Source organism: Butyrivibrio sp. AE2015 (genome assembly GCF_000420825.1).
In the GTDB taxonomy this organism is placed as follows: domain Bacteria; phylum Bacillota; class Clostridia; order Lachnospirales; family Lachnospiraceae; genus Butyrivibrio.
Genome location: NZ_ATVR01000004.1, coordinates 17,400 through 34,183, shown reverse-complemented (window position 1 = coordinate 34,183; position 16,784 = coordinate 17,400). Strand labels below are relative to the sequence as shown.

Below are 16,784 nucleotides of genomic sequence, written 5' to 3'. Positions count from 1 at the left end.
TGCTTAGTTAGCTGCCTTTGCATTCTGTGTGATTACAGTCTGGATTCTTGCAATATTTCTTCTTACTTCTTTAATTCTTGCTGTATTATCCAACTGGTTTGTAGCGTTCTGGAATTTTAAGTTGAAAAGTTCCTTTTTAGCTGAAACAAGCTCTGTCTGAAGTTCATCAGCAGACTTTGCCAGAAGCTCTTCTACATACTTATTAGTTTTCATTAGATACACCGCCTTCCAAATCAGCCTTTGAAACGATCTTGCACTTGCAAGGAAGTTTATGTGTTGCAAGACGAAGTGCTTCTCTTGCATCGGCCTCGGCAACTCCGCCGATTTCGAACATTACACGACCTGGCTTAACAACAGCTACCCATCTATCAACTGCGCCCTTACCAGAACCCATACGAGTTCCAAGTGGCTTCAAAGTGATAGGCTTGTCAGGGAAGATTTTGATCCAAACCTGACCACCACGCTTGATGAAACGTGTCATAGCTACACGGGCTGCCTCAATCTGGTTTGAATTGATCCAGCAAGGCTCAAGCGCAACAATTCCATACTCACCATAAGTGATTGTGGTACCACGAGTAATTTTATGAGCCATTGAACCGCGGAACTGCTTGCGGTGCTTAACTCTCTTTGGCATTAACATTATTTATCGCTCCCTTCCTTATCTGAACTCTCACCTGCTTTAGTTGGAAGTACTTCACCCTTGTAGATCCATACCTTTACACCAACCTTACCGTAGGTTGTATCTGCTTCAGCAAAACCGTAATCGATATCTGCTCTGAGTGTCTGAAGAGGAATAGTTCCCTCGCTGTAGAACTCTGAACGAGCGATATCAGCGCCGCCAAGACGACCTGAGCAGCATGCCTTGATACCAAGTGCATCTGTCTTCATTGTTCTGCTCATGCATGACTTCATAGCTCTTCTGAATGATACACGGTTCTCAAGCTGCTGAGCGATATTCTCTGCAACAAGCTGTGCATCCTTATCAGGCTTCTTGATTTCTTTAATATCAACAAGAACTTTCTTGTCTGTAAGCTTTGAAAGCTCTTTCTTAGTTACCTCGATTTCAGCGCCGCCCTTACCAATTACAACACCAGGCTTAGCTGTGTAAACGATAACCTTAACTCTATCTGATGCTCTCTCGATCTCAATCTTTGAAACACCAGCTGCATATAACTTCTTCTTCAGAAATTTTCTGATATTATAATCTTCTACAAGATTATTGGCGAAATCGCCAGATTCAGCATACCACTTGGAATCCCAGTCAGCGATAACACCAACTCTGAGGCCATGAGGATTAACTTTCTGTCCCATTCTTAGGTTCTCCTTTCAATTATCTTTCGTCCAAAATAACAGTCAGATGACTCATTCTCTTGTTGATTCTGTACGCTCTGCCCTGTGCTCTAGGCTGAATTCTCTTCATAATAGGGCCGTTGCTAGCTGTACACTCAGCAATGTAGAGGTTTGATCTGTTCATACCTTTGTTGTTCTCAGCGTTTGCTACAGCACTGTTGAGGAGCTTGTAGATTACGCTTGAAGCATATCTAGGATTGTACTGAAGGATTGCAAGTGCAGTCTCAACATCCTTTCCTCTGATAGCATCCATGACAAAGCATGCCTTCTGAACTGGTATTCTTGCGTAAGATAACTTTGCAAAAGGTCTTGTTTCTTTATTGTCACGATTTCTTTCTCTTTTAATCTTTGATCTATGCTTGATCTCCATTTCCATGGAAATTTCCTCCTTTCATCGAACGAATAATTAGTTTATGCTGCTCTTTCTCTCAGCGGGAGAATTTCCAGCATGTCCTCTGAATGTTCTTGTAGGAACAAACTCACCGAGCTTGTGTCCAACCATATCTTCAGTAACATATACAGGAATATGCTTTCTTCCGTCATGAACAGCGATTGTGTGTCCAACAAAAGACGGGAAAATTGTAGAACGACGTGACCATGTCTTAACTATCTGCTTCTGGCCCTCAGCGTTCATAGCATCTATCTTCTTAAGCAGGCTTGCGTCTGCAAAAGGTCCCTTTTTAAGTGATCTAGACATTTTATTCCTCCTTATTTGATGGCTTTACCGTTTCTTCTTCTTACGATGAGCTTGTTAGAAGCCTTCTTAGCCTTACGTGTCTTATAACCAAGAGCTGGCTTACCCCAAGGTGTGCTAGGACCAGAACGTCCGATAGGAGCTCTACCTTCACCACCACCGTGTGGATGGTCATTAGGGTTCATAACAGAACCACGAACTGTTGGGCGGATACCCATGTGACGAATTCTTCCGGCCTTACCATAGTTAATAAGGTTGTGATCACCATTTCCTACAACACCGATTGTTGCTCTGCACTCGATAGGAACCATTCTCATTTCACCTGAAGGAAGACGAAGTGTTGCATACTTTCCTTCTTTAGCCATGAGCTGTGCAGCGTTTCCTGCTGAACGAACCATCTGGCCGCCCTTTCCAGGATAAAGCTCAATGTTGTGTACGTTTTCACCGACAGGAATCTCTGAAAGTGGGAGGCAGTTACCAACACGAATTTCAGCGCCTGCTCCGTTCATAACTGTCATTCCATCAGTTAAACCGTTAGGTGCAAGGATATAAGCCTTTGTGCCATCCTCGTACTGAATAAGTGCAATATTAGCTGATCTGTTAGGATCATACTCAATTCCGATAACCTTTGCAGGCATATCGTCCTTATTTCTCTTGAAATCAATGATTCTGTACTTAACTCTGCCGCCGCATCCACGATGTCTAACAGTGATCTTACCCTGGTTGTTACGACCAGCTTTGCTGTTCTTTGAAACAACAAGTGACTTCTCTGGAGTTGCTTTCGTAATCTCTGAGAAATCAGATCCAGTCATGTTTCTTCTGGATGGGGTATATGGGCCGTATTTCTTAATTCCCATGATTTTTTCTCCTTTTTCTTTATCACGTGACTAGTGAACTTTCACTTGAATCCCGGACTCTGTATTGGATTCGCACGTATAATCATCATTATCTAAATTAGAGTCCCTGGAAGATCTCGATGTCCTTGCTATCTTCTGTAAGCTGTACGATTGCTTTCTTTGTCTTAGCTGTGAATCCGACTGTCATTCCACGTCTCTTCATCTTGCCAGCTGCGTTGATTGTGTTAACTTTAGCAACCTTAGCACCTTCGAACATCTTCTCTACAGCTTCCTTGATCTGTGTCTTGTTAGCTTCAGGATTAACAAGGAAAGTGTACTTCTTCTCGCTCATGCCTGCCATGCTCTTCTCTGTAAGAACTGGCTTAAGGATTACGTCATAATACTGTAATGCTGCCATTAGCAATACACCTCCTCTATCTTAGCAACTGCATCCTTTGTAAGGACGAGTGTTCTAGCGTTTACGATATCATATACATTAAGTGTATTTGTAAGTGTTGTATTTGCCTCAACAAGATTTCTAGCTGAAAGAACTACGTTCTTGTCGTTATCAGCAAGTACTACAAGAGCCTTACGTGTTGCCTTAAGGTTGTTCATAACCTCTGCGAATCTCTTTGTCTTGATCTCATCAAACTTGAGCTCATCAACAACGATGATGTTGCCTGCCTGAGCCTTGTCTGTAAGTGCAGACTTAAGAGCAGCTCTCTTTTCCTTCTTGTTCATCTTGAAAGAATAATCTCTTGGAACTGGAGCGAATACAACTCCGCCGCCCTTCCACTGAGGAGCTCTGATAGAACCCTGTCTTGCATGACCGGTTCCTTTCTGTCTCCAAGGCTTTCTTCCGCCTCCGGAAACTTCAGAACGTGTTTTTGCTTTCTGTGTACCCTGGCGCTTGTCAGCGAGCTGCTGAAGAACTGCCATGTGTACGAGATGTTCATTTACTTCAACTCCGAAGATAGCATCGCTTAAATCGATCTTGCCAACTTCTTTGCCTTCCATATTATAAACAGATACATTAGCCATCTGTATGGTCCTCCTTTCGCGTTCTATTAGCCTACCACTTTAACTGTTTCCTTGATAGTAACAAGTCCCTTCTTAGGTCCTGGAATAGCACCCTTAACAAGAATAAGATTCTTGTCAGCATCTACTCTTACTACCTCAAGATTCTGAACTGTTACCTTTACGCTGCCCATGTGACCAGGCATTCCCTTGCCCTTAAATACGCGGCTAGGATCTGAACTTGAACCATTAGAACCCTGATGACGGTGGAACTTAGAACCGTGTGCCATAGGTCCTCTGTGCTGACCGTTTTTCTTAATAGCACCCTGGAATCCTTTTCCCTTTGATATTGCTGTAGCATCAATCTTGTCGCCTTCAGCAAAGATATCAGCCTTGATCTCAGCACCAAGTGCATACTCAGCTGCGTTCTCAAGCTTGAACTCTCTTACATATCTCTTGCAAGAAACTCCAGCCTTTTTGAAATGTCCCTGCTCAGCCTTTGTAGCACCGTGACGGTGGTAAATTGTCTTGCTTCCGTTCTTGTCCTTGTTAACAACTTTTTCCTTCTTGTCAACAAAACCAACCTGAACAGCGCTGTAACCATCGTTCTCAACAGTCTTAACCTGTGTTACTACGCATGGACCTGCCTGAAGAACAGTTACAGGTACTAATGAACCGTCTTCCTTGAAGATCTGAGTCATTCCAACTTTTGTAGCTAAAATAGCCTTCTTCATGTTTGTTTTACCTCCTTATTACGTCTACAGCGGATGCTTGTTTCGTTCGCAATGTCGCTTAAATTGCACCTTTGTGTCAATTATCCAGTTAGTCACGGCATCATGCGTCTCGCATCATACTAGTAGAGGTGAATCAATTTTAATTATTTCATCTTGATGTTTATGTTTACACCTGCTGGCATCTCGAGTCTCTGAAGAGCCTCAACTGTCTTTGATGTAGGTGTGATGATATCGATAAGTCTCTTGTGTGTTCTCTGCTCGAACTGTTCTCTAGAATCTTTGTACTTGTGAACCGCTCTAAGAATAGTAACAACTTCCTTCTTTGTAGGAAGAGGTACTGGTCCACTTACCTGAGAACCGTTCTTCTTGACTGTCTCGATAATCTTCTTGGCAGATGCATCAACGAGCTGATGATCATATGCCTTAAGTGTAATTCTCATTACCTGATTTGCCATAAAAAAAGTCGCCTCCTTTTCGCACTTTTAATGAAGTACGACAAGCGGTGACTGTACACTCTCCCGTGTGTGTCCTAACCTCAAATACATAATAAGGTCCTGGATCTCTACACGTCGTTTCTGCCTTGGGTTAGTCGGCAGACATTGAATTAACTGTACAGTGACTTGTCGTCAGTTTGGTTGGCCAAAGCAACTGGCCTCTAGACATTCGCTCCACGGAAAACCTGCTTAACTGGATAAAGCAGCAACCTCACGCTTCATAGCTATCATGTCACAGCATATGTTACTATAAAGCATTTTATTTTATAATGCAACCACTTTTTTAAAATTAATCACTTTTATCGTGAAATCAGCCTTTTTCAACTGTTTTTCTTGATGTTTTTTAATCTCTTATGCTATTATGATGACGAAAAACTGATTGCTGTAGTACAATGATTACTATTCATTCAGCAGCCAGCACTGTGCTGCTGGGCTGCGTAAAAAAGTGAACTATAAATGCATGTTTTATGCATTACAAATTAATATATAGAAGAAAGGCATAATAATATGTGGATTGCAGATGGTTGGAAAGACTATGAAGTTCTGGACACTTCAAGCGGCGAGAAGCTTGAAAGATGGGGAGACTACCTCCTTGTTCGTCCTGATCCTCAGGTTATCTGGAATACAGAGAAAAAACACTTTGGATGGAAAAAGCCAAACGGACATTATCATAGAAGTAATAAAGGTGGTGGCGAATGGGAGTTTCATAAGCTTCCGGAAGAATGGACCATTAATTATAATGAACTTACATTTAATCTTAAGCCATTTAGTTTCAAGCACACAGGTCTTTTCCCTGAGCAGGCTACTAACTGGGACTGGTTCTCTTCATTAATAGAGAACGCAAACAGACCGATTAAAGTTCTCAATCTTTTTGCTTATACAGGTGGCGCTACTATTTCAGCAGCTAAGGCTGGAGCAAGCGTAACACACGTAGATGCTGCGAAGGGTATGGTCGCATGGGCAAAAGAAAATGCTGCTTCTTCAGGTCTTGCTAATGCACCTATCAGATACCTTGTTGATGACTGCGTTAAGTTTGTAGAAAGAGAAATAAGAAGAGGTAACAAGTACGACGGAATCATAATGGATCCTCCTTCATATGGAAGAGGTCCAAAGGGAGAAATATGGAAGATTGAAGAATCTGTTTTTCCATTTATACAGCTTTCATCAAAACTTCTTTCAGATGATCCTCTTTTCTTCCTTATTAATTCTTATACAACAGGGTTACAGCCAGCGGTTCTTTCTTATATGCTCCACACAGTTCTTGATCCTATTCACAAAGGTACTGTAGAGGCAAATGAAATTGGTCTTCCTGTAAAAGGAAATGGTCTCGTCCTTCCTTGCGGTGCAAGCGGACGCTGGACTGCTAAATAATAAAAAAAAAAAAAGCAATGATCTTCTGATCATTGCTTTTTTATTTAATAATTCGCTGTTATTGTTACTGCATGATAATATGCATCATTACCACGTTGGGCAACTACTGTAACTTTCTTATCAAGTAAAAGTACCGGACACTTTGAAAAATTAGTATTGGAATCAAGCTTGATTTCCATCAAACCATCGTTAGTATCCAAAAACAGCATTCCCTCATCAGTGTCACCATCAACTGTACCTGTAATAGTAGCCTGAGTTGATGAGTCCAAAGTTGCTGTAGCAGATGCGCTATCTGTATTATTAACCAGCTTTGATGTATGGTTCCACGCATCACTGCCCCTATAAAAGCTTACTGTTATCTTCTGCCCGGGTACCAGTACTCTGCATGCACTGGCATCAGTTCCAAGATCCAGGACAAACTCCATTGTTCCAGCTGAAGTTGTCAGATATAGTATTGAAGATGTTGTTCCTTTTTCAACAGTTCCCGTTACGCTGTTTCCTGAAGAAGTACTCGTAGTTGTCACTGTAGATGTTGTTGAAGATGAACCGTTTGAAGTATCCGTAATGGAAATTGCATGCATATAAGCATCAGATCCTCTCTCAACAACAACTTTTACCTTTTGGCCAATTATAAGCATCGTAACACCACTAAGGTCAGTATCATCATCCATCTTTATCTGCATTGTTCCATTGTCAGTGACAAGGTATAAAAGGCTCTCTGAAGTGCCCTTCGCAATACTTCCTGTGACAGTTGCCTTTGTAGAAGCATCCAAAGTTACTTTTCCAACCTGGCTCGTTCCAGAGATAGAAGATGCATGCCAATACTCATCGCTTCCTCTATAACAGGAACAACTAATTGTAGTTCCCGGAAGAATAAGCTTTGTGCCACTGATCGTAGTATTGCTGTCTATCTTTACTTCCATTGTTCCACCGCTAGTGGACAAATATAGCAGATCTGTTGTTGTTTTATCGGAAACAGTACCAGAAAATGTAGTCTCAGCAGCCATTGAAACACTAGGAACTAAAAGCCCCATGATAGCTACAAGCATCATTGTAAGCAGCACGCCTAAAGTAGCTGACAAACTTTTTTTCATAGTTTTCCCCTTTCACACAATATATTCACTTTTTCAAGATATATTATACATCATCTTGTATGCAATTCAAAGTATCTTCAAGCGTCAAAGCCTCAGATTTAACAGAATTTTCAAAGATTTTGAGTTACCAAGGGTGCTTGGGTCCTGAAGAAGAGCCGTCTCCATCTCCTTCTTCTGAACCGCCGTTGCCATCACCATTCTCCGCGTCGCCGTCTCCTGACTCTCCACTACCTGAATTTTTGCCAGAATACTTTTCATGCTCCTCTAGCTGATCTATTTCTTCCTGTCTCTCCTGCATAGCATTCTTTTTATTCTGCTCAAGAGCCTGTTGTTGCTGCTTCTGCTTATTGGAATCAGATGAACCACCAGACTGTTCTTTTTTATCTTCGCCTTCTGATTCATTTTGGTCCTGTTCACCTTCTCCATCACCAGAACCATTCTTTTGAAGTTTTTCGATCATCTTGTCGATATCGTCTTTTAACTGCTGCGCATCTTTATTGTGGCCATTCTCACCCTTATCTTCAGCACAGCCATGTTCTATCAGCACACCTCTTGCCTGATACAAAACAGAAAGAGCATTCTGTACTTTTTCTTCAGAATCAAGGTTTTCAAAATCAATCATATGAAGGAGCGCAAGAGCAAGGTTGATCCTTATCTGACAGTCCCATGGCTCCTTTGGATTAAATTTCAGAGCATCATAGTAATAGCTTATGGCACTAATGTAATCACTTTGCTGATATGCAGCATTTCCCACATTATAATAAGGAATATACCCCTGAGGAAAATTCATCAAAAACAGTGTCTTTTCTTTTGAAGTATCATATATTCCCTGTTCATAGGAAACAACAAACCCTTTATTCACAAAGACTCTGGCCAGAGCTGAAACTGATATAACCACGACAGCCACTGATACGATAAGTATCGCAAGATACTTTATAGGTGTCTTTTTCATGATCAGAGCCTCCCTTTCCTTATAATTACAAAAAGCTCCCAAAGAAGAACAAGTGCCAAAGCTATAGCAAAGTAAAAATATGTATCCTGAAAAGCTTCAGCTCCCATACCCTTTTCAACAATAGTCTTGCTGCTTTGCTTGATCAGTTCTATCTCACCCTTTATTGCAGCATTACCATCATTTACATTGTAATAATTTATTCCCAGATCCTCTGCTACCTGCTTCAGGTTAGCCTCATCAATTTTGGATATTGCATCCTGATGAGTATCATAATCATAGATATAACCCCAACTGCCGTCCTTCATTTTGCCGCCGGCTTCTGTACCATATCCAAAGACAGCACCGCCATCCACATACTGGGCAAGATCTTTATATGAAGAAAGTTTTGTGCCGTTTGTTATCTCACCATCGCTTATGTAAAAGACTATGGTCTTTCTATTTTCTTTTCTTGATGATGACAAAAGAAGTGACTCAATATCCTTATATGGAAGAGAAAGGTCGCTTCCTGTTGCCATTGTGCTGTCAGGAGAAGAAAACGTTTCAAACAGATTCTCTATATACTGAAAATCCTGTGTAAACGGAGCAAGTACATGGGCCTGATCATCAAAGGTGACCAGTGCAAAATTAGAGCCTGCAAGTTCATCTATTATGAATCCGGCATCGGCAATAACTCCATCCATTCTTTCTTTTGACCCGTTGTAGTCGCAAGCCCACATACTTATGGTAGTGTCCACAACAAAAAGAACATCGAGATTCTTTGTTGAGAATTCATATTCATCATCCGTAGTTACAGGCCTTAACCCTATGCAAAAGACCAAAGCATATATAAGTCCAAGCCTGATAATGGTCAATATCTTATCTTTTAGTTTTAATGGATTCCTGGAAATTATGGTTATTGTAACTGCTGCTACCACAAGAAGAACAAACACCATAACTACAACTGGAAATATAGGCCTAATACTCATCTTTGTAACACCAATCCTGCTGACAATCCAAGTGCCAGACATATTATTAAAATAGTAAACGGAATGTAAGGAAGATCCACATACTGCCTGGACATAACAACCTTAACCAGCATTGCTTCCTGTTTCTGTATATCTTTTACAATCTCTGATACAGCCTGATCCTGCGTGCGGACATAGAACTTGCCGCCGGTTGATTCAACAGCTGCTTTGAACTCTTCCTTACAGGAATTATAATTATATTCATCAGGAGCATAGAAAGCTTCTTCACTTGGGAATATTCCAAACACAGTAACCTTATTCTGAGCGCAGGCTTTAGCTGCGTCATCAAGATCCATGATCTGCTGCTTTCTGGCATTTAACTCATTGTCCGTGCACATGATGATAACTCTGGTCCTGTCAGACTCTCCAAGATAAGGGAATGAATACAGAGCTGTTCCAAGGCCTTCACCCACAAGGGATGAACCCTTGCTCTGATTATTGTAAAGAGTTCCCGCATCATAATAATCAAGCTTAAAAGCCAGTTCTTTATACTCCTCATACAACTCGTCAGGAATATACATGTACTCTCCGTACTTATCCTGATATTCCTTCTGAAGCGCAAAGTACTCACTAAGCTCATCGAGCTTTTGAAGAACATATTCATAATCATCAGTTAAAGGGACATATGTGACTGTAGATGTGTTAAAGATGTTTATTCCTATCCTGTCTCCTTCAAGTCCCTTAACCACTTCCTTAAGATAATCTGTTATCTCATAGTTAAGATCATAAAGAGAATAGGATACGTCCAAACAAAGAATAATATCTCTTTTCTTTACCCCACTATATATATCATCTTTTTTGTAAGGTCTTGCTATAAGAACCAAAGATGAAACAATACTTCCAATTATCCCCGCTATAAGAATGCATCTGAGCACAAGATACCTTTGTTCAAGTCTCTTATATATCTTTGACTGCTTTAATCTTTTGGTGTTGGCTGCCTTGATCCCCGTGGCATATATAAAACTCGTTTTCCTCTTTATATAGAAAAGCCCGGCTACAAAAAGTGCAACGGCTATTAAGCCAAAGACAACCACCTTTCCATACATCAGTTCCATGTTTTGATCACTCCCATTGCCCTGTTGCATGAAGCTTCAAGATTCATATTCTTTGATCTCTCATCCTCACCAAATTCAGGCACATAATATTCCTCAATAAGAGTATCCAGCTTAGAAAGCTTTAATTCTTTCAAATCTCTTAATGTGTATTTTGTGACATCTATCGTAGTTGTCTCAAACACAAATCCCCTGATTATCAGGCTCAGCTTCTGATAGCCATCTCTCTTTGAGATTCTTTTTGCTTTATAATCAGCAATTAAGCGCTGTGTCTGCAAAACATACTTTCTTTTTGCATTATAAAGGGTAATCTGTCCGGCTTTCTTGTAAACAGCCTTTTCTTCAGAAGTTACTTCACGGACAGTATCCTTGTTTTTCATTTTAATAATGGCAAAAATGACTCCTGCTATTCCTGCCACTAACAAGATGCTAAAAACTACAAGCACCCATATTTCATACTCAAAGGGTGGTTGTAATGTAACCGTAGTTTCCATGTCTATACCTTTCAAACAGAACAATTGCCTTGTCTATTATCTCACTTTCGGTCTTAAGGGATACTGCTGCCACGCGGCTCTGCTTACAGGTATCATGCACCTGATCTCCCAGCTCTTTCCTCAGCTCTTTATCAAACTCTTTTAACTTCCTGCTGTGGGAAAAGAAAAATCTCTCATACCGGCTGCTCTCCAGATCATATACGTTCTCTCCAAATAAAGACGCATCCTCAATTCCAAAAGCAAGGAGATCATGATCTTTCGTTATTGCTCTGACTGTATCCTTGCTTATGCCGGCAAGCCCCTCCATATCTGTAATAAGAACGATGATCATCCTCTTATGGACCATGCTTACAACGTCCATCAGAGTCTGGCTTATTGTCCTTTGGTTGTCCTCGCAGATATGCTTTTCATACTCATACAAAAGTCCCTCAAGATGGTCAGGACCCGACTTAAAGAGACTAATACTTGGCTGATCTGCCTTAGAATAAGCCATGGCAAAATCAGAGCCGTTTCTTCCGGCGATATATGCAAGAGTTCCAAATGTCATAAGGGCAATCTCCTTTTTTGAATCCCCACAAGGAGTATCGCCCTTCATTTTAAGACCACTGTCGCACACAAACATCATATTGTGCCTTCTGTCGGTCATATATCTTCGCACAAGGATTGTCCCCATTCTAGAAGATGACTTCCAGTCTATATCATGGACTTCATCGCCCGGAGTGTACTCCTTAAGGTCCTCAAAATCCATGCTTCTTCCTTTATGGATAGAGTGGAAATCTCCCTCAAGAATATTGGAGGTCTTCTTTGTGGTATAAAGAGCTACCGCCCTTCTTATTCTTGATAAATACTCATAATCTATGTTCATTTTTGTCAGCTCTCTATCATGGAGTTTTTACGGAATTAACGATTCCGTCAATTACCATCTCAACAGAAATATTGTCCGCAACTGCTGAATAGTTAAGACCAATTCTGTGTCTTAATACCTGATGACGAACAAGCTTGACATCTTCAGGAGTAACATAGGTTCTTCCCTGCATAAGTGCTGCTGCCTTGGACATCTTAAGGAAAGCGATGGAAGCACGAGGGCTGACACCGATTCTTACATATTTACCAAGTTCAAAATCAGGGATCTGATTTGCTCTTCTGCTGGCAACAACAATACTTGATATATACCACTTAATGGCATCGTCTACATAAACCTTATCCACAATATCCTGAACCTTATCAACATCTTTGATCGTAAGAACAGGTGGATCAACTCTTGAGATAGTTCCTGACTCGATCCTGCTAAGTATCTCTACTTCCTCAGCAGCTGTAGGATATGTGATCACCTCTTTTATCAGGAATCTGTCTGTCTGAGCCTCTGATAGAGGATATGTACCTTCCTGCTCAATTGGGTTCTGAGTAGCAATTACAATAAAGATATCCTCAGGCATGTGATAAGCCTTGCCACCGATAGTGACCTGCTTCTCCTGCATGGCTTCAAGCATGGCTGACTGTGTCTTGGCACTTGATCTGTTTACCTCATCAAGAAGAACGAAGTTAGCAAATACAGGTCCTAGGATTGTTTCAAACTTCTGTGTAGCCTGATTATAGATCTGAGTACCTACAATATCACCCGGTAAAAGATCCGGTGTACACTGGATTCTTGCAAATTTGCCATCTACAGCATCTGAAATAGCTTTTGCTGCTGTAGTCTTTGCAAGACCAGGCACTGACTCTACAAGAATATGTCCGTCCGCAATGATTGATGCGATAAGTGAGAATTTAAGCCCCTTTTGACCTACAACTTTTGAATCAAAATAGTCAGAAAGCTTTTTTATTACATCCTGTGAATAGTCAAAGTCCTCTTGGTTTATGTTGTTCTGAATGTTCATTTTTTATTTTCCCCTAACAATATTACTTTATGATAGCCCCTAGATTGCGCATTATGCCTGCTGCAATGTCCGGCTTATTCATGGAATAAACATGAATATGGCTAACGCCGTTTGAAATAAGATCAATTATCTGATCACATGCATAGATAATTCCCGCCTCTTTAAGCTTTTCAGGATTATCCTGAAATCTGTCCACCATGATCTTCATCTTCTGTGGAATAGTTGATCCTGACAGAGCCACACTTCTGGCTACCTGTTTTTCATTAGTGATAGGCATGATACCAGGAATTACAGGAACATCAATGCCCTTATCCTTTATGCGATATAAAAACTGATAAAGAGTGGAGTTGTCAAAAAACATCTGAGTAGTCAAAAAGTCACATCCGGCCTCAACCTTTTCTTTCAGGTGCTGAATATCCTCTGACTGTCTTGCGCACTCCACATGTCCCTCAGGATAGCACGCTCCTCCAATACAGATATCCGGATCTATAGACTTAATGTCATAGATAAGCTCTGTCGCATGGTTGTAATCAAAATGAGTTCTTCCCTCTTTAGGTATGTCACCTCGAAGCGCCATGATATTCTCAATACCTTTTTCCTTATAAGTATTGATCATTGACCTCACATGGTCCTTGTCCGATGAAACGCAAGTCAGATGAGCAAGTACCGGCACATGATATTTATCCTGAAGATCTGCCGCAATACTTGCTGTGTTTTTACTTGTTCCGCCGCCGGCTCCGTAAGTTACGCTCATAAAATCCGGGCCGAGGGCTGCAATTTCAGCTGCAGCCTTCTCGACAGCGGGATATCCATTATCTGTCTTTGGTGGAAATACCTCGAATGAAAGGGTCACTTCCTTTTCTTTAAAAATTTCTGTAATCTTCATATTTTCGCCCTTTATACATTAATTTCAGCTGTAACTCCAAGAAGATCTTTGTTTTCCTCGATGATAGGGTTAACTACCTCTGCAAGGAACTTCTCTACCTGATGTGCACTGCATCCAACATATTTCTTAGGATCCATTGATGCCTTGAGATCATCAAGTGAAAGATGGAATGCAGGATCAGCAGCTATAAGCTCAAGGAGGTTGTTTTCCTTACCCTCAACCTTAACTGTCTTTCCGGCTTCCATAGAAAGCTCACGGATCTTTTCATGGAGTTCCTGTCTGTCTCCGCCTGCCTTAACAGCATCCATCATGATATTCTCTGTAGCCATGAATGGAAGCTCTGCCAAAAGATGCTTCTCAATAACCTTAGGGTAAACTACAAGACCATCCACTACATTGAGGCAAAGGTCAAGGATACCGTCTGTTGCAAGGAATCCTTCAGGAATTGAAAGTCTCTTATTTGCTGAATCGTCAAGTGTTCTTTCAAACCACTGTGACACTTCAGTAATAGCAGGATTAAGAGTATCTATTATAACATATCTTGAGAGAGAACATATCCTTTCACTTCTCATAGGATTTCTCTTATAGGCCATAGCTGATGAACCGATCTGGCTCTTTTCAAATGGTTCCTCAACTTCTTTTAAATGCTGAAGGAGTCTGATGTCCTGTGCCATCTTTGTTGCAGATGATGCAATACCTGCAAGAACATTTATAACCTTCATGTCTATCTTTCTGCTATAGGTCTGACCTGAAACAGACATGCAGCCCTTAAATCCCATCTTTTCAGCAAGCATAGGATCAAGCTTATCAACCTTTGTGAGGTCTCCGTCAAAGAGCTCAAGGAAAGAAGCCTGTGTACCTGTTGTTCCTTTTGACCCCAAAAGCTTCATATTATCAATGACATAGTCAAGATCCTCAAGATCAATTGTAAAATCCTGAAGCCAGAGAGAAGCTCTTTTTCCTACAGTTGTTGGCTGTGCAGGCTGAAAATGAGTAAATCCAAGTGTTGGAAGATCCTTGTACTTGTCAGCAAACTTAGAAAGCTCATAGATAACATTTACAAGCTTCTTGCGCACGAGCTTTAAAGCCTCAGTCATGACAATAACATCTGTGTTGTCACCAACATAGCAGCTTGTTGCGCCAAGGTGAATGATTCCTTTAGCCTTTGGGCACTGCTGACCATAAGCATATACATGGCTCATAACATCATGACGAACTTCTTTTTCTCTTGCTCTTGCAACATCATAGTTGATGTCATCCTGGTGCTCTTTAAGTTCATCTATCTGCTCCTGAGTAATATTAAGTCCCAGGTCTTTCTCTATCTCCGCAAGAGCGATCCACAGTTTTCTCCATGTCTTAAACTTCATATCCTGTGAAAAGATATACTGCATTTCCTTACTTGCATAACGCTCTGATAATGGGCTTGTGTATCTGTCTGTATTCATTTTATTCCTCCTGATCAATCCTGGTATTTTTATCGCTCGTAGTCTCCGCGAATATCATTTTTTGGTGGTTCTATTGGATATTTGCCTGTAAAGCATCCCTTACAGATGCCAAGCTTCCCGCCGACCATCTCCTCTAATCTCTCAATCTTAAGGTAAGCTAGTGAATCTGCTCCGATTATCTTACAGATATCCTCAACATTCCTGTTGTAAGCTATAAGCTGATCTCTTGCAGGTACGTCTGTTCCAAAATAGCACGGCCACAAGAATGGTGGTGAGCTTACTCTCATGTGTACCTCTTTTGCTCCTGCATCGCGAAGCATTCTCACAATCCTGTCAGATGTTGTTCCTCTGACGATTGAATCATCTATCATGATGATCCTCTTACCCTTAACTCCGCTTGTCAGCGCATTGAGCTTAACCTGAACGCTGGACTCTCTGTTCTTCTGCTTTGGTTTGATGAATGTTCTTCCGATATAAGAGTTTTTGACGAAGGCCTGTCCGTATGGAATTCCTGATTCCATGGCATATCCAAGGGCCGCAACGTTACCTGATTCAGGAACGCCTACAACCATGTCTGCGTCAACAGGTGAATCCTTGGCCAAAAATCTTCCGGCTGCAATCCTGGCATCATAGACGCTGATTCCATCTATTGAACTGTCAGGTCTTGAGAAATAAATGTATTCAAATATGCATCTGGCATGTTTTTCCTTCTCGATGCACATTGATTTGTCAGAAACAATTCCCTTTTCAGGAGAAATAGTAACTATCTCACCCGGCTCAACATCTCTGATAAATGTAGCTCCTATTGTGTCAAGGGCACAGGTCTCAGAAGCCAGTACATAACAGTTATCTCTTCTTCCTATTACAAGAGGTTTAAATCCATAAGGATCTCTTGCGCCGATAAGCTTTCTCGGAGACATGATAACAAGACTGTATGCGCCTTTTATCTTGAGCATAGCCTTTCCCACTGCCTCTTCTACCGAGTTTGAAACAAGCCTCTCTCGTGCAATATGATATGCAATTACTTCTGAATCAATAGTTGTTTGGAAAATCGCACCTGTATAAGCGAGCTCTTGACGCAGCTCCGGTGCATTGACTAGGTTACCATTATGGGCTAGTGCCAGGGTACCTTTTACATAATTAAGAACTAAGGGCTGAGCATTTTCTCTGGTGCTGCTTCCTGCTGTAGAATAGCGGACGTGACCTACACCAATATCACCCTTTAGCCCATCTAAAATATCCGGCGTAAACGCTTCGTTGACAAGTCCCATGTCTTTATAGCTGGAAACCTTGCCTTTGGGGCCATTTGTCTGACTCACAGCAATACCACAGCTTTCCTGTCCTCTGTGCTGGAGCGAAACGAGCCCATAGTAGATAGATTCTGCTACATCACCACCGTCGAAATCGTACATGCCAAAGACACCGCACTCTTCGCCGAGGTGTTTGTAATTCTCCAATCTGTTTTCTCCCACCATTTGGTTCTC

Annotated in this window: 21 protein-coding genes; 1 reads left to right on the top strand and 20 read right to left on the bottom strand. The window is 41.3% G+C overall.

The features are described from left to right. Window positions 1-3: 3 nt before the first annotated feature. From rpmC to rpsJ, 10 genes are all read right to left on the bottom strand, one after another. Window positions 4-213 carry a 50S ribosomal protein L29 gene (rpmC, locus tag G585_RS0103210; RefSeq protein ID WP_022772935.1) on the bottom strand — a complete coding sequence of 70 codons (210 nt, stop codon included), beginning with the start codon at window positions 211-213 and terminating at the stop codon, window positions 4-6. Then, the gene (gene rplP / locus G585_RS0103205) at window positions 203-640 is read right to left on the bottom strand and encodes a 50S ribosomal protein L16 (protein WP_022772934.1); all 438 of its coding nucleotides are present in this window, start codon (window positions 638-640) and stop codon (window positions 203-205) included. The genes rpmC and rplP overlap by 11 nt, the downstream gene beginning before the upstream one ends. Then, entirely contained in the window at window positions 640-1,311 is a 672-nt protein-coding gene (gene rpsC, locus G585_RS0103200) for a 30S ribosomal protein S3 (protein ID WP_022772933.1), read from the bottom strand. The genes rplP and rpsC overlap by 1 nt, the downstream gene beginning before the upstream one ends. A 19-nt stretch (window positions 1,312-1,330) precedes the next feature. After that, a complete protein-coding gene (rplV, locus tag G585_RS16960; protein ID WP_026663744.1) occupies window positions 1,331-1,720 on the bottom strand; it encodes a 50S ribosomal protein L22 in 390 nt (129 codons plus the stop codon). A 36-nt stretch (window positions 1,721-1,756) separates the two neighbouring features. Further along, window positions 1,757-2,047: a 30S ribosomal protein S19 gene (gene rpsS / locus G585_RS0103190; protein ID WP_022772930.1), complete on the bottom strand. Its 291-nt coding sequence runs from the start codon at window positions 2,045-2,047 to the stop codon at window positions 1,757-1,759. A gap of 11 nt (window positions 2,048-2,058) precedes the next feature. Next, complete coding sequence (gene rplB, locus G585_RS0103185) at window positions 2,059-2,901, bottom strand: 50S ribosomal protein L2 (protein ID WP_022772929.1); 843 nt, start codon at window positions 2,899-2,901, stop codon at window positions 2,059-2,061. Window positions 2,902-2,998: 97 nt separating this feature from the next. Further along, window positions 2,999-3,298 (bottom strand): 50S ribosomal protein L23, encoded by a 300-nt coding sequence (rplW, locus tag G585_RS0103180; RefSeq protein WP_022772927.1) that lies wholly within the window; start codon window positions 3,296-3,298, stop codon window positions 2,999-3,001. Beyond that, window positions 3,298-3,921: a 50S ribosomal protein L4 gene (rplD, locus tag G585_RS0103175; RefSeq protein ID WP_022772926.1), complete on the bottom strand. Its 624-nt coding sequence runs from the start codon at window positions 3,919-3,921 to the stop codon at window positions 3,298-3,300. The genes rplW and rplD overlap by 1 nt, the downstream gene beginning before the upstream one ends. A 26-nt stretch (window positions 3,922-3,947) precedes the next feature. Then, window positions 3,948-4,631 carry a 50S ribosomal protein L3 gene (gene rplC / locus G585_RS0103170; protein ID WP_022772925.1) on the bottom strand — a complete coding sequence of 228 codons (684 nt, stop codon included), beginning with the start codon at window positions 4,629-4,631 and terminating at the stop codon, window positions 3,948-3,950. Between the two features lie 143 nt (window positions 4,632-4,774). After that, complete coding sequence (gene rpsJ, locus G585_RS0103165; RefSeq protein WP_013279995.1) at window positions 4,775-5,086, bottom strand: 30S ribosomal protein S10; 312 nt, start codon at window positions 5,084-5,086, stop codon at window positions 4,775-4,777. 546 nt (window positions 5,087-5,632) lie between these two features. Between rpsJ and G585_RS0103160 the strand changes: the two genes are divergently transcribed. Next, window positions 5,633-6,496, top strand: a complete 864-nt coding sequence (locus G585_RS0103160; RefSeq protein ID WP_022772923.1) for a class I SAM-dependent methyltransferase — start codon at window positions 5,633-5,635, stop codon at window positions 6,494-6,496. Between the two features lie 44 nt (window positions 6,497-6,540). Here the strand turns inward: G585_RS0103160 and G585_RS0103155 are convergent, their stop codons facing one another. The 10 genes from G585_RS0103155 to purF form a co-directional block, all read right to left on the bottom strand. Further along, a complete protein-coding gene (locus tag G585_RS0103155; protein WP_022772922.1) occupies window positions 6,541-7,590 on the bottom strand; it encodes a hypothetical protein in 1,050 nt (349 codons plus the stop codon). Window positions 7,591-7,714: 124 nt separating this feature from the next. Continuing rightward, complete coding sequence (locus G585_RS0103150) at window positions 7,715-8,542, bottom strand: tetratricopeptide repeat protein (RefSeq protein WP_022772921.1); 828 nt, start codon at window positions 8,540-8,542, stop codon at window positions 7,715-7,717. Between the two features lie 2 nt (window positions 8,543-8,544). After that, the gene (locus G585_RS0103145) at window positions 8,545-9,507 is read right to left on the bottom strand and encodes a vWA domain-containing protein (RefSeq protein ID WP_022772919.1); all 963 of its coding nucleotides are present in this window, start codon (window positions 9,505-9,507) and stop codon (window positions 8,545-8,547) included. Continuing rightward, on the bottom strand, window positions 9,504-10,601 hold the full coding sequence (locus tag G585_RS0103140) for a VWA domain-containing protein (RefSeq protein WP_022772918.1): 1,098 nt from the start codon (window positions 10,599-10,601) through the stop codon (window positions 9,504-9,506). Before G585_RS0103140 ends, G585_RS0103145 begins: the two co-directional genes overlap by 4 nt. Continuing rightward, window positions 10,592-11,092: a hypothetical protein gene (locus tag G585_RS16955; protein WP_026663743.1), complete on the bottom strand. Its 501-nt coding sequence runs from the start codon at window positions 11,090-11,092 to the stop codon at window positions 10,592-10,594. Before G585_RS16955 ends, G585_RS0103140 begins: the two co-directional genes overlap by 10 nt. Beyond that, window positions 11,058-11,957 carry a DUF58 domain-containing protein gene (locus G585_RS0103130; RefSeq protein WP_022772915.1) on the bottom strand — a complete coding sequence of 300 codons (900 nt, stop codon included), beginning with the start codon at window positions 11,955-11,957 and terminating at the stop codon, window positions 11,058-11,060. The genes G585_RS16955 and G585_RS0103130 overlap by 35 nt, the downstream gene beginning before the upstream one ends. A 16-nt stretch (window positions 11,958-11,973) precedes the next feature. Further along, complete coding sequence (locus G585_RS0103125) at window positions 11,974-12,969, bottom strand: AAA family ATPase (RefSeq protein ID WP_022772914.1); 996 nt, start codon at window positions 12,967-12,969, stop codon at window positions 11,974-11,976. 22 nt (window positions 12,970-12,991) lie between these two features. Continuing rightward, complete coding sequence (gene metF / locus G585_RS0103120; RefSeq protein WP_022772913.1) at window positions 12,992-13,855, bottom strand: methylenetetrahydrofolate reductase [NAD(P)H]; 864 nt, start codon at window positions 13,853-13,855, stop codon at window positions 12,992-12,994. Window positions 13,856-13,866: 11 nt separating this feature from the next. Further along, window positions 13,867-15,300, bottom strand: coding sequence for an adenylosuccinate lyase (gene purB, locus G585_RS0103115; RefSeq protein WP_022772911.1), 1,434 nt, complete (start codon window positions 15,298-15,300; stop codon window positions 13,867-13,869). 29 nt (window positions 15,301-15,329) lie between these two features. Continuing rightward, the gene (purF, locus tag G585_RS0103110) at window positions 15,330-16,775 is read right to left on the bottom strand and encodes an amidophosphoribosyltransferase (protein ID WP_022772910.1); all 1,446 of its coding nucleotides are present in this window, start codon (window positions 16,773-16,775) and stop codon (window positions 15,330-15,332) included. Window positions 16,776-16,784 lie beyond the last annotated feature (9 nt).

What these genes read in the sequence shown, in the direction of transcription:
- rpmC (WP_022772935.1), bottom strand. Translation starts at nt 213, where the DNA reads ATGAAAACTAATAAGTATGTAGAAGAGCTTCTGGCAAAGTCTGCTGAT.
- rplP (WP_022772934.1), bottom strand. Translation starts at nt 640, where the DNA reads ATGTTAATGCCAAAGAGAGTTAAGCACCGCAAGCAGTTCCGCGGTTCA.
- rpsC (WP_022772933.1), bottom strand. Translation starts at nt 1,311, where the DNA reads ATGGGACAGAAAGTTAATCCTCATGGCCTCAGAGTTGGTGTTATCGCT.
- rplV (WP_026663744.1), bottom strand. Translation starts at nt 1,720, where the DNA reads ATGGAGATCAAGCATAGATCAAAGATTAAAAGAGAAAGAAATCGTGAC.
- rpsS (WP_022772930.1), bottom strand. Translation starts at nt 2,047, where the DNA reads ATGTCTAGATCACTTAAAAAGGGACCTTTTGCAGACGCAAGCCTGCTT.
- rplB (WP_022772929.1), bottom strand. Translation starts at nt 2,901, where the DNA reads ATGGGAATTAAGAAATACGGCCCATATACCCCATCCAGAAGAAACATG.
- rplW (WP_022772927.1), bottom strand. Translation starts at nt 3,298, where the DNA reads ATGGCAGCATTACAGTATTATGACGTAATCCTTAAGCCAGTTCTTACA.
- rplD (WP_022772926.1), bottom strand. Translation starts at nt 3,921, where the DNA reads ATGGCTAATGTATCTGTTTATAATATGGAAGGCAAAGAAGTTGGCAAG.
- rplC (WP_022772925.1), bottom strand. Translation starts at nt 4,631, where the DNA reads ATGAAGAAGGCTATTTTAGCTACAAAAGTTGGAATGACTCAGATCTTC.
- rpsJ (WP_013279995.1), bottom strand. Translation starts at nt 5,086, where the DNA reads ATGGCAAATCAGGTAATGAGAATTACACTTAAGGCATATGATCATCAG.
- G585_RS0103160 (WP_022772923.1), top strand. Translation starts at nt 5,633, where the DNA reads ATGTGGATTGCAGATGGTTGGAAAGACTATGAAGTTCTGGACACTTCA.
- G585_RS0103155 (WP_022772922.1), bottom strand. Translation starts at nt 7,590, where the DNA reads ATGAAAAAAAGTTTGTCAGCTACTTTAGGCGTGCTGCTTACAATGATG.
- G585_RS0103150 (WP_022772921.1), bottom strand. Translation starts at nt 8,542, where the DNA reads ATGAAAAAGACACCTATAAAGTATCTTGCGATACTTATCGTATCAGTG.
- G585_RS0103145 (WP_022772919.1), bottom strand. Translation starts at nt 9,507, where the DNA reads ATGAGTATTAGGCCTATATTTCCAGTTGTAGTTATGGTGTTTGTTCTT.
- G585_RS0103140 (WP_022772918.1), bottom strand. Translation starts at nt 10,601, where the DNA reads ATGGAACTGATGTATGGAAAGGTGGTTGTCTTTGGCTTAATAGCCGTT.
- G585_RS16955 (WP_026663743.1), bottom strand. Translation starts at nt 11,092, where the DNA reads ATGGAAACTACGGTTACATTACAACCACCCTTTGAGTATGAAATATGG.
- G585_RS0103130 (WP_022772915.1), bottom strand. Translation starts at nt 11,957, where the DNA reads ATGAACATAGATTATGAGTATTTATCAAGAATAAGAAGGGCGGTAGCT.
- G585_RS0103125 (WP_022772914.1), bottom strand. Translation starts at nt 12,969, where the DNA reads ATGAACATTCAGAACAACATAAACCAAGAGGACTTTGACTATTCACAG.
- metF (WP_022772913.1), bottom strand. Translation starts at nt 13,855, where the DNA reads ATGAAGATTACAGAAATTTTTAAAGAAAAGGAAGTGACCCTTTCATTC.
- purB (WP_022772911.1), bottom strand. Translation starts at nt 15,300, where the DNA reads ATGAATACAGACAGATACACAAGCCCATTATCAGAGCGTTATGCAAGT.
- purF (WP_022772910.1), bottom strand. Translation starts at nt 16,775, where the DNA reads ATGGTGGGAGAAAACAGATTGGAGAATTACAAACACCTCGGCGAAGAG.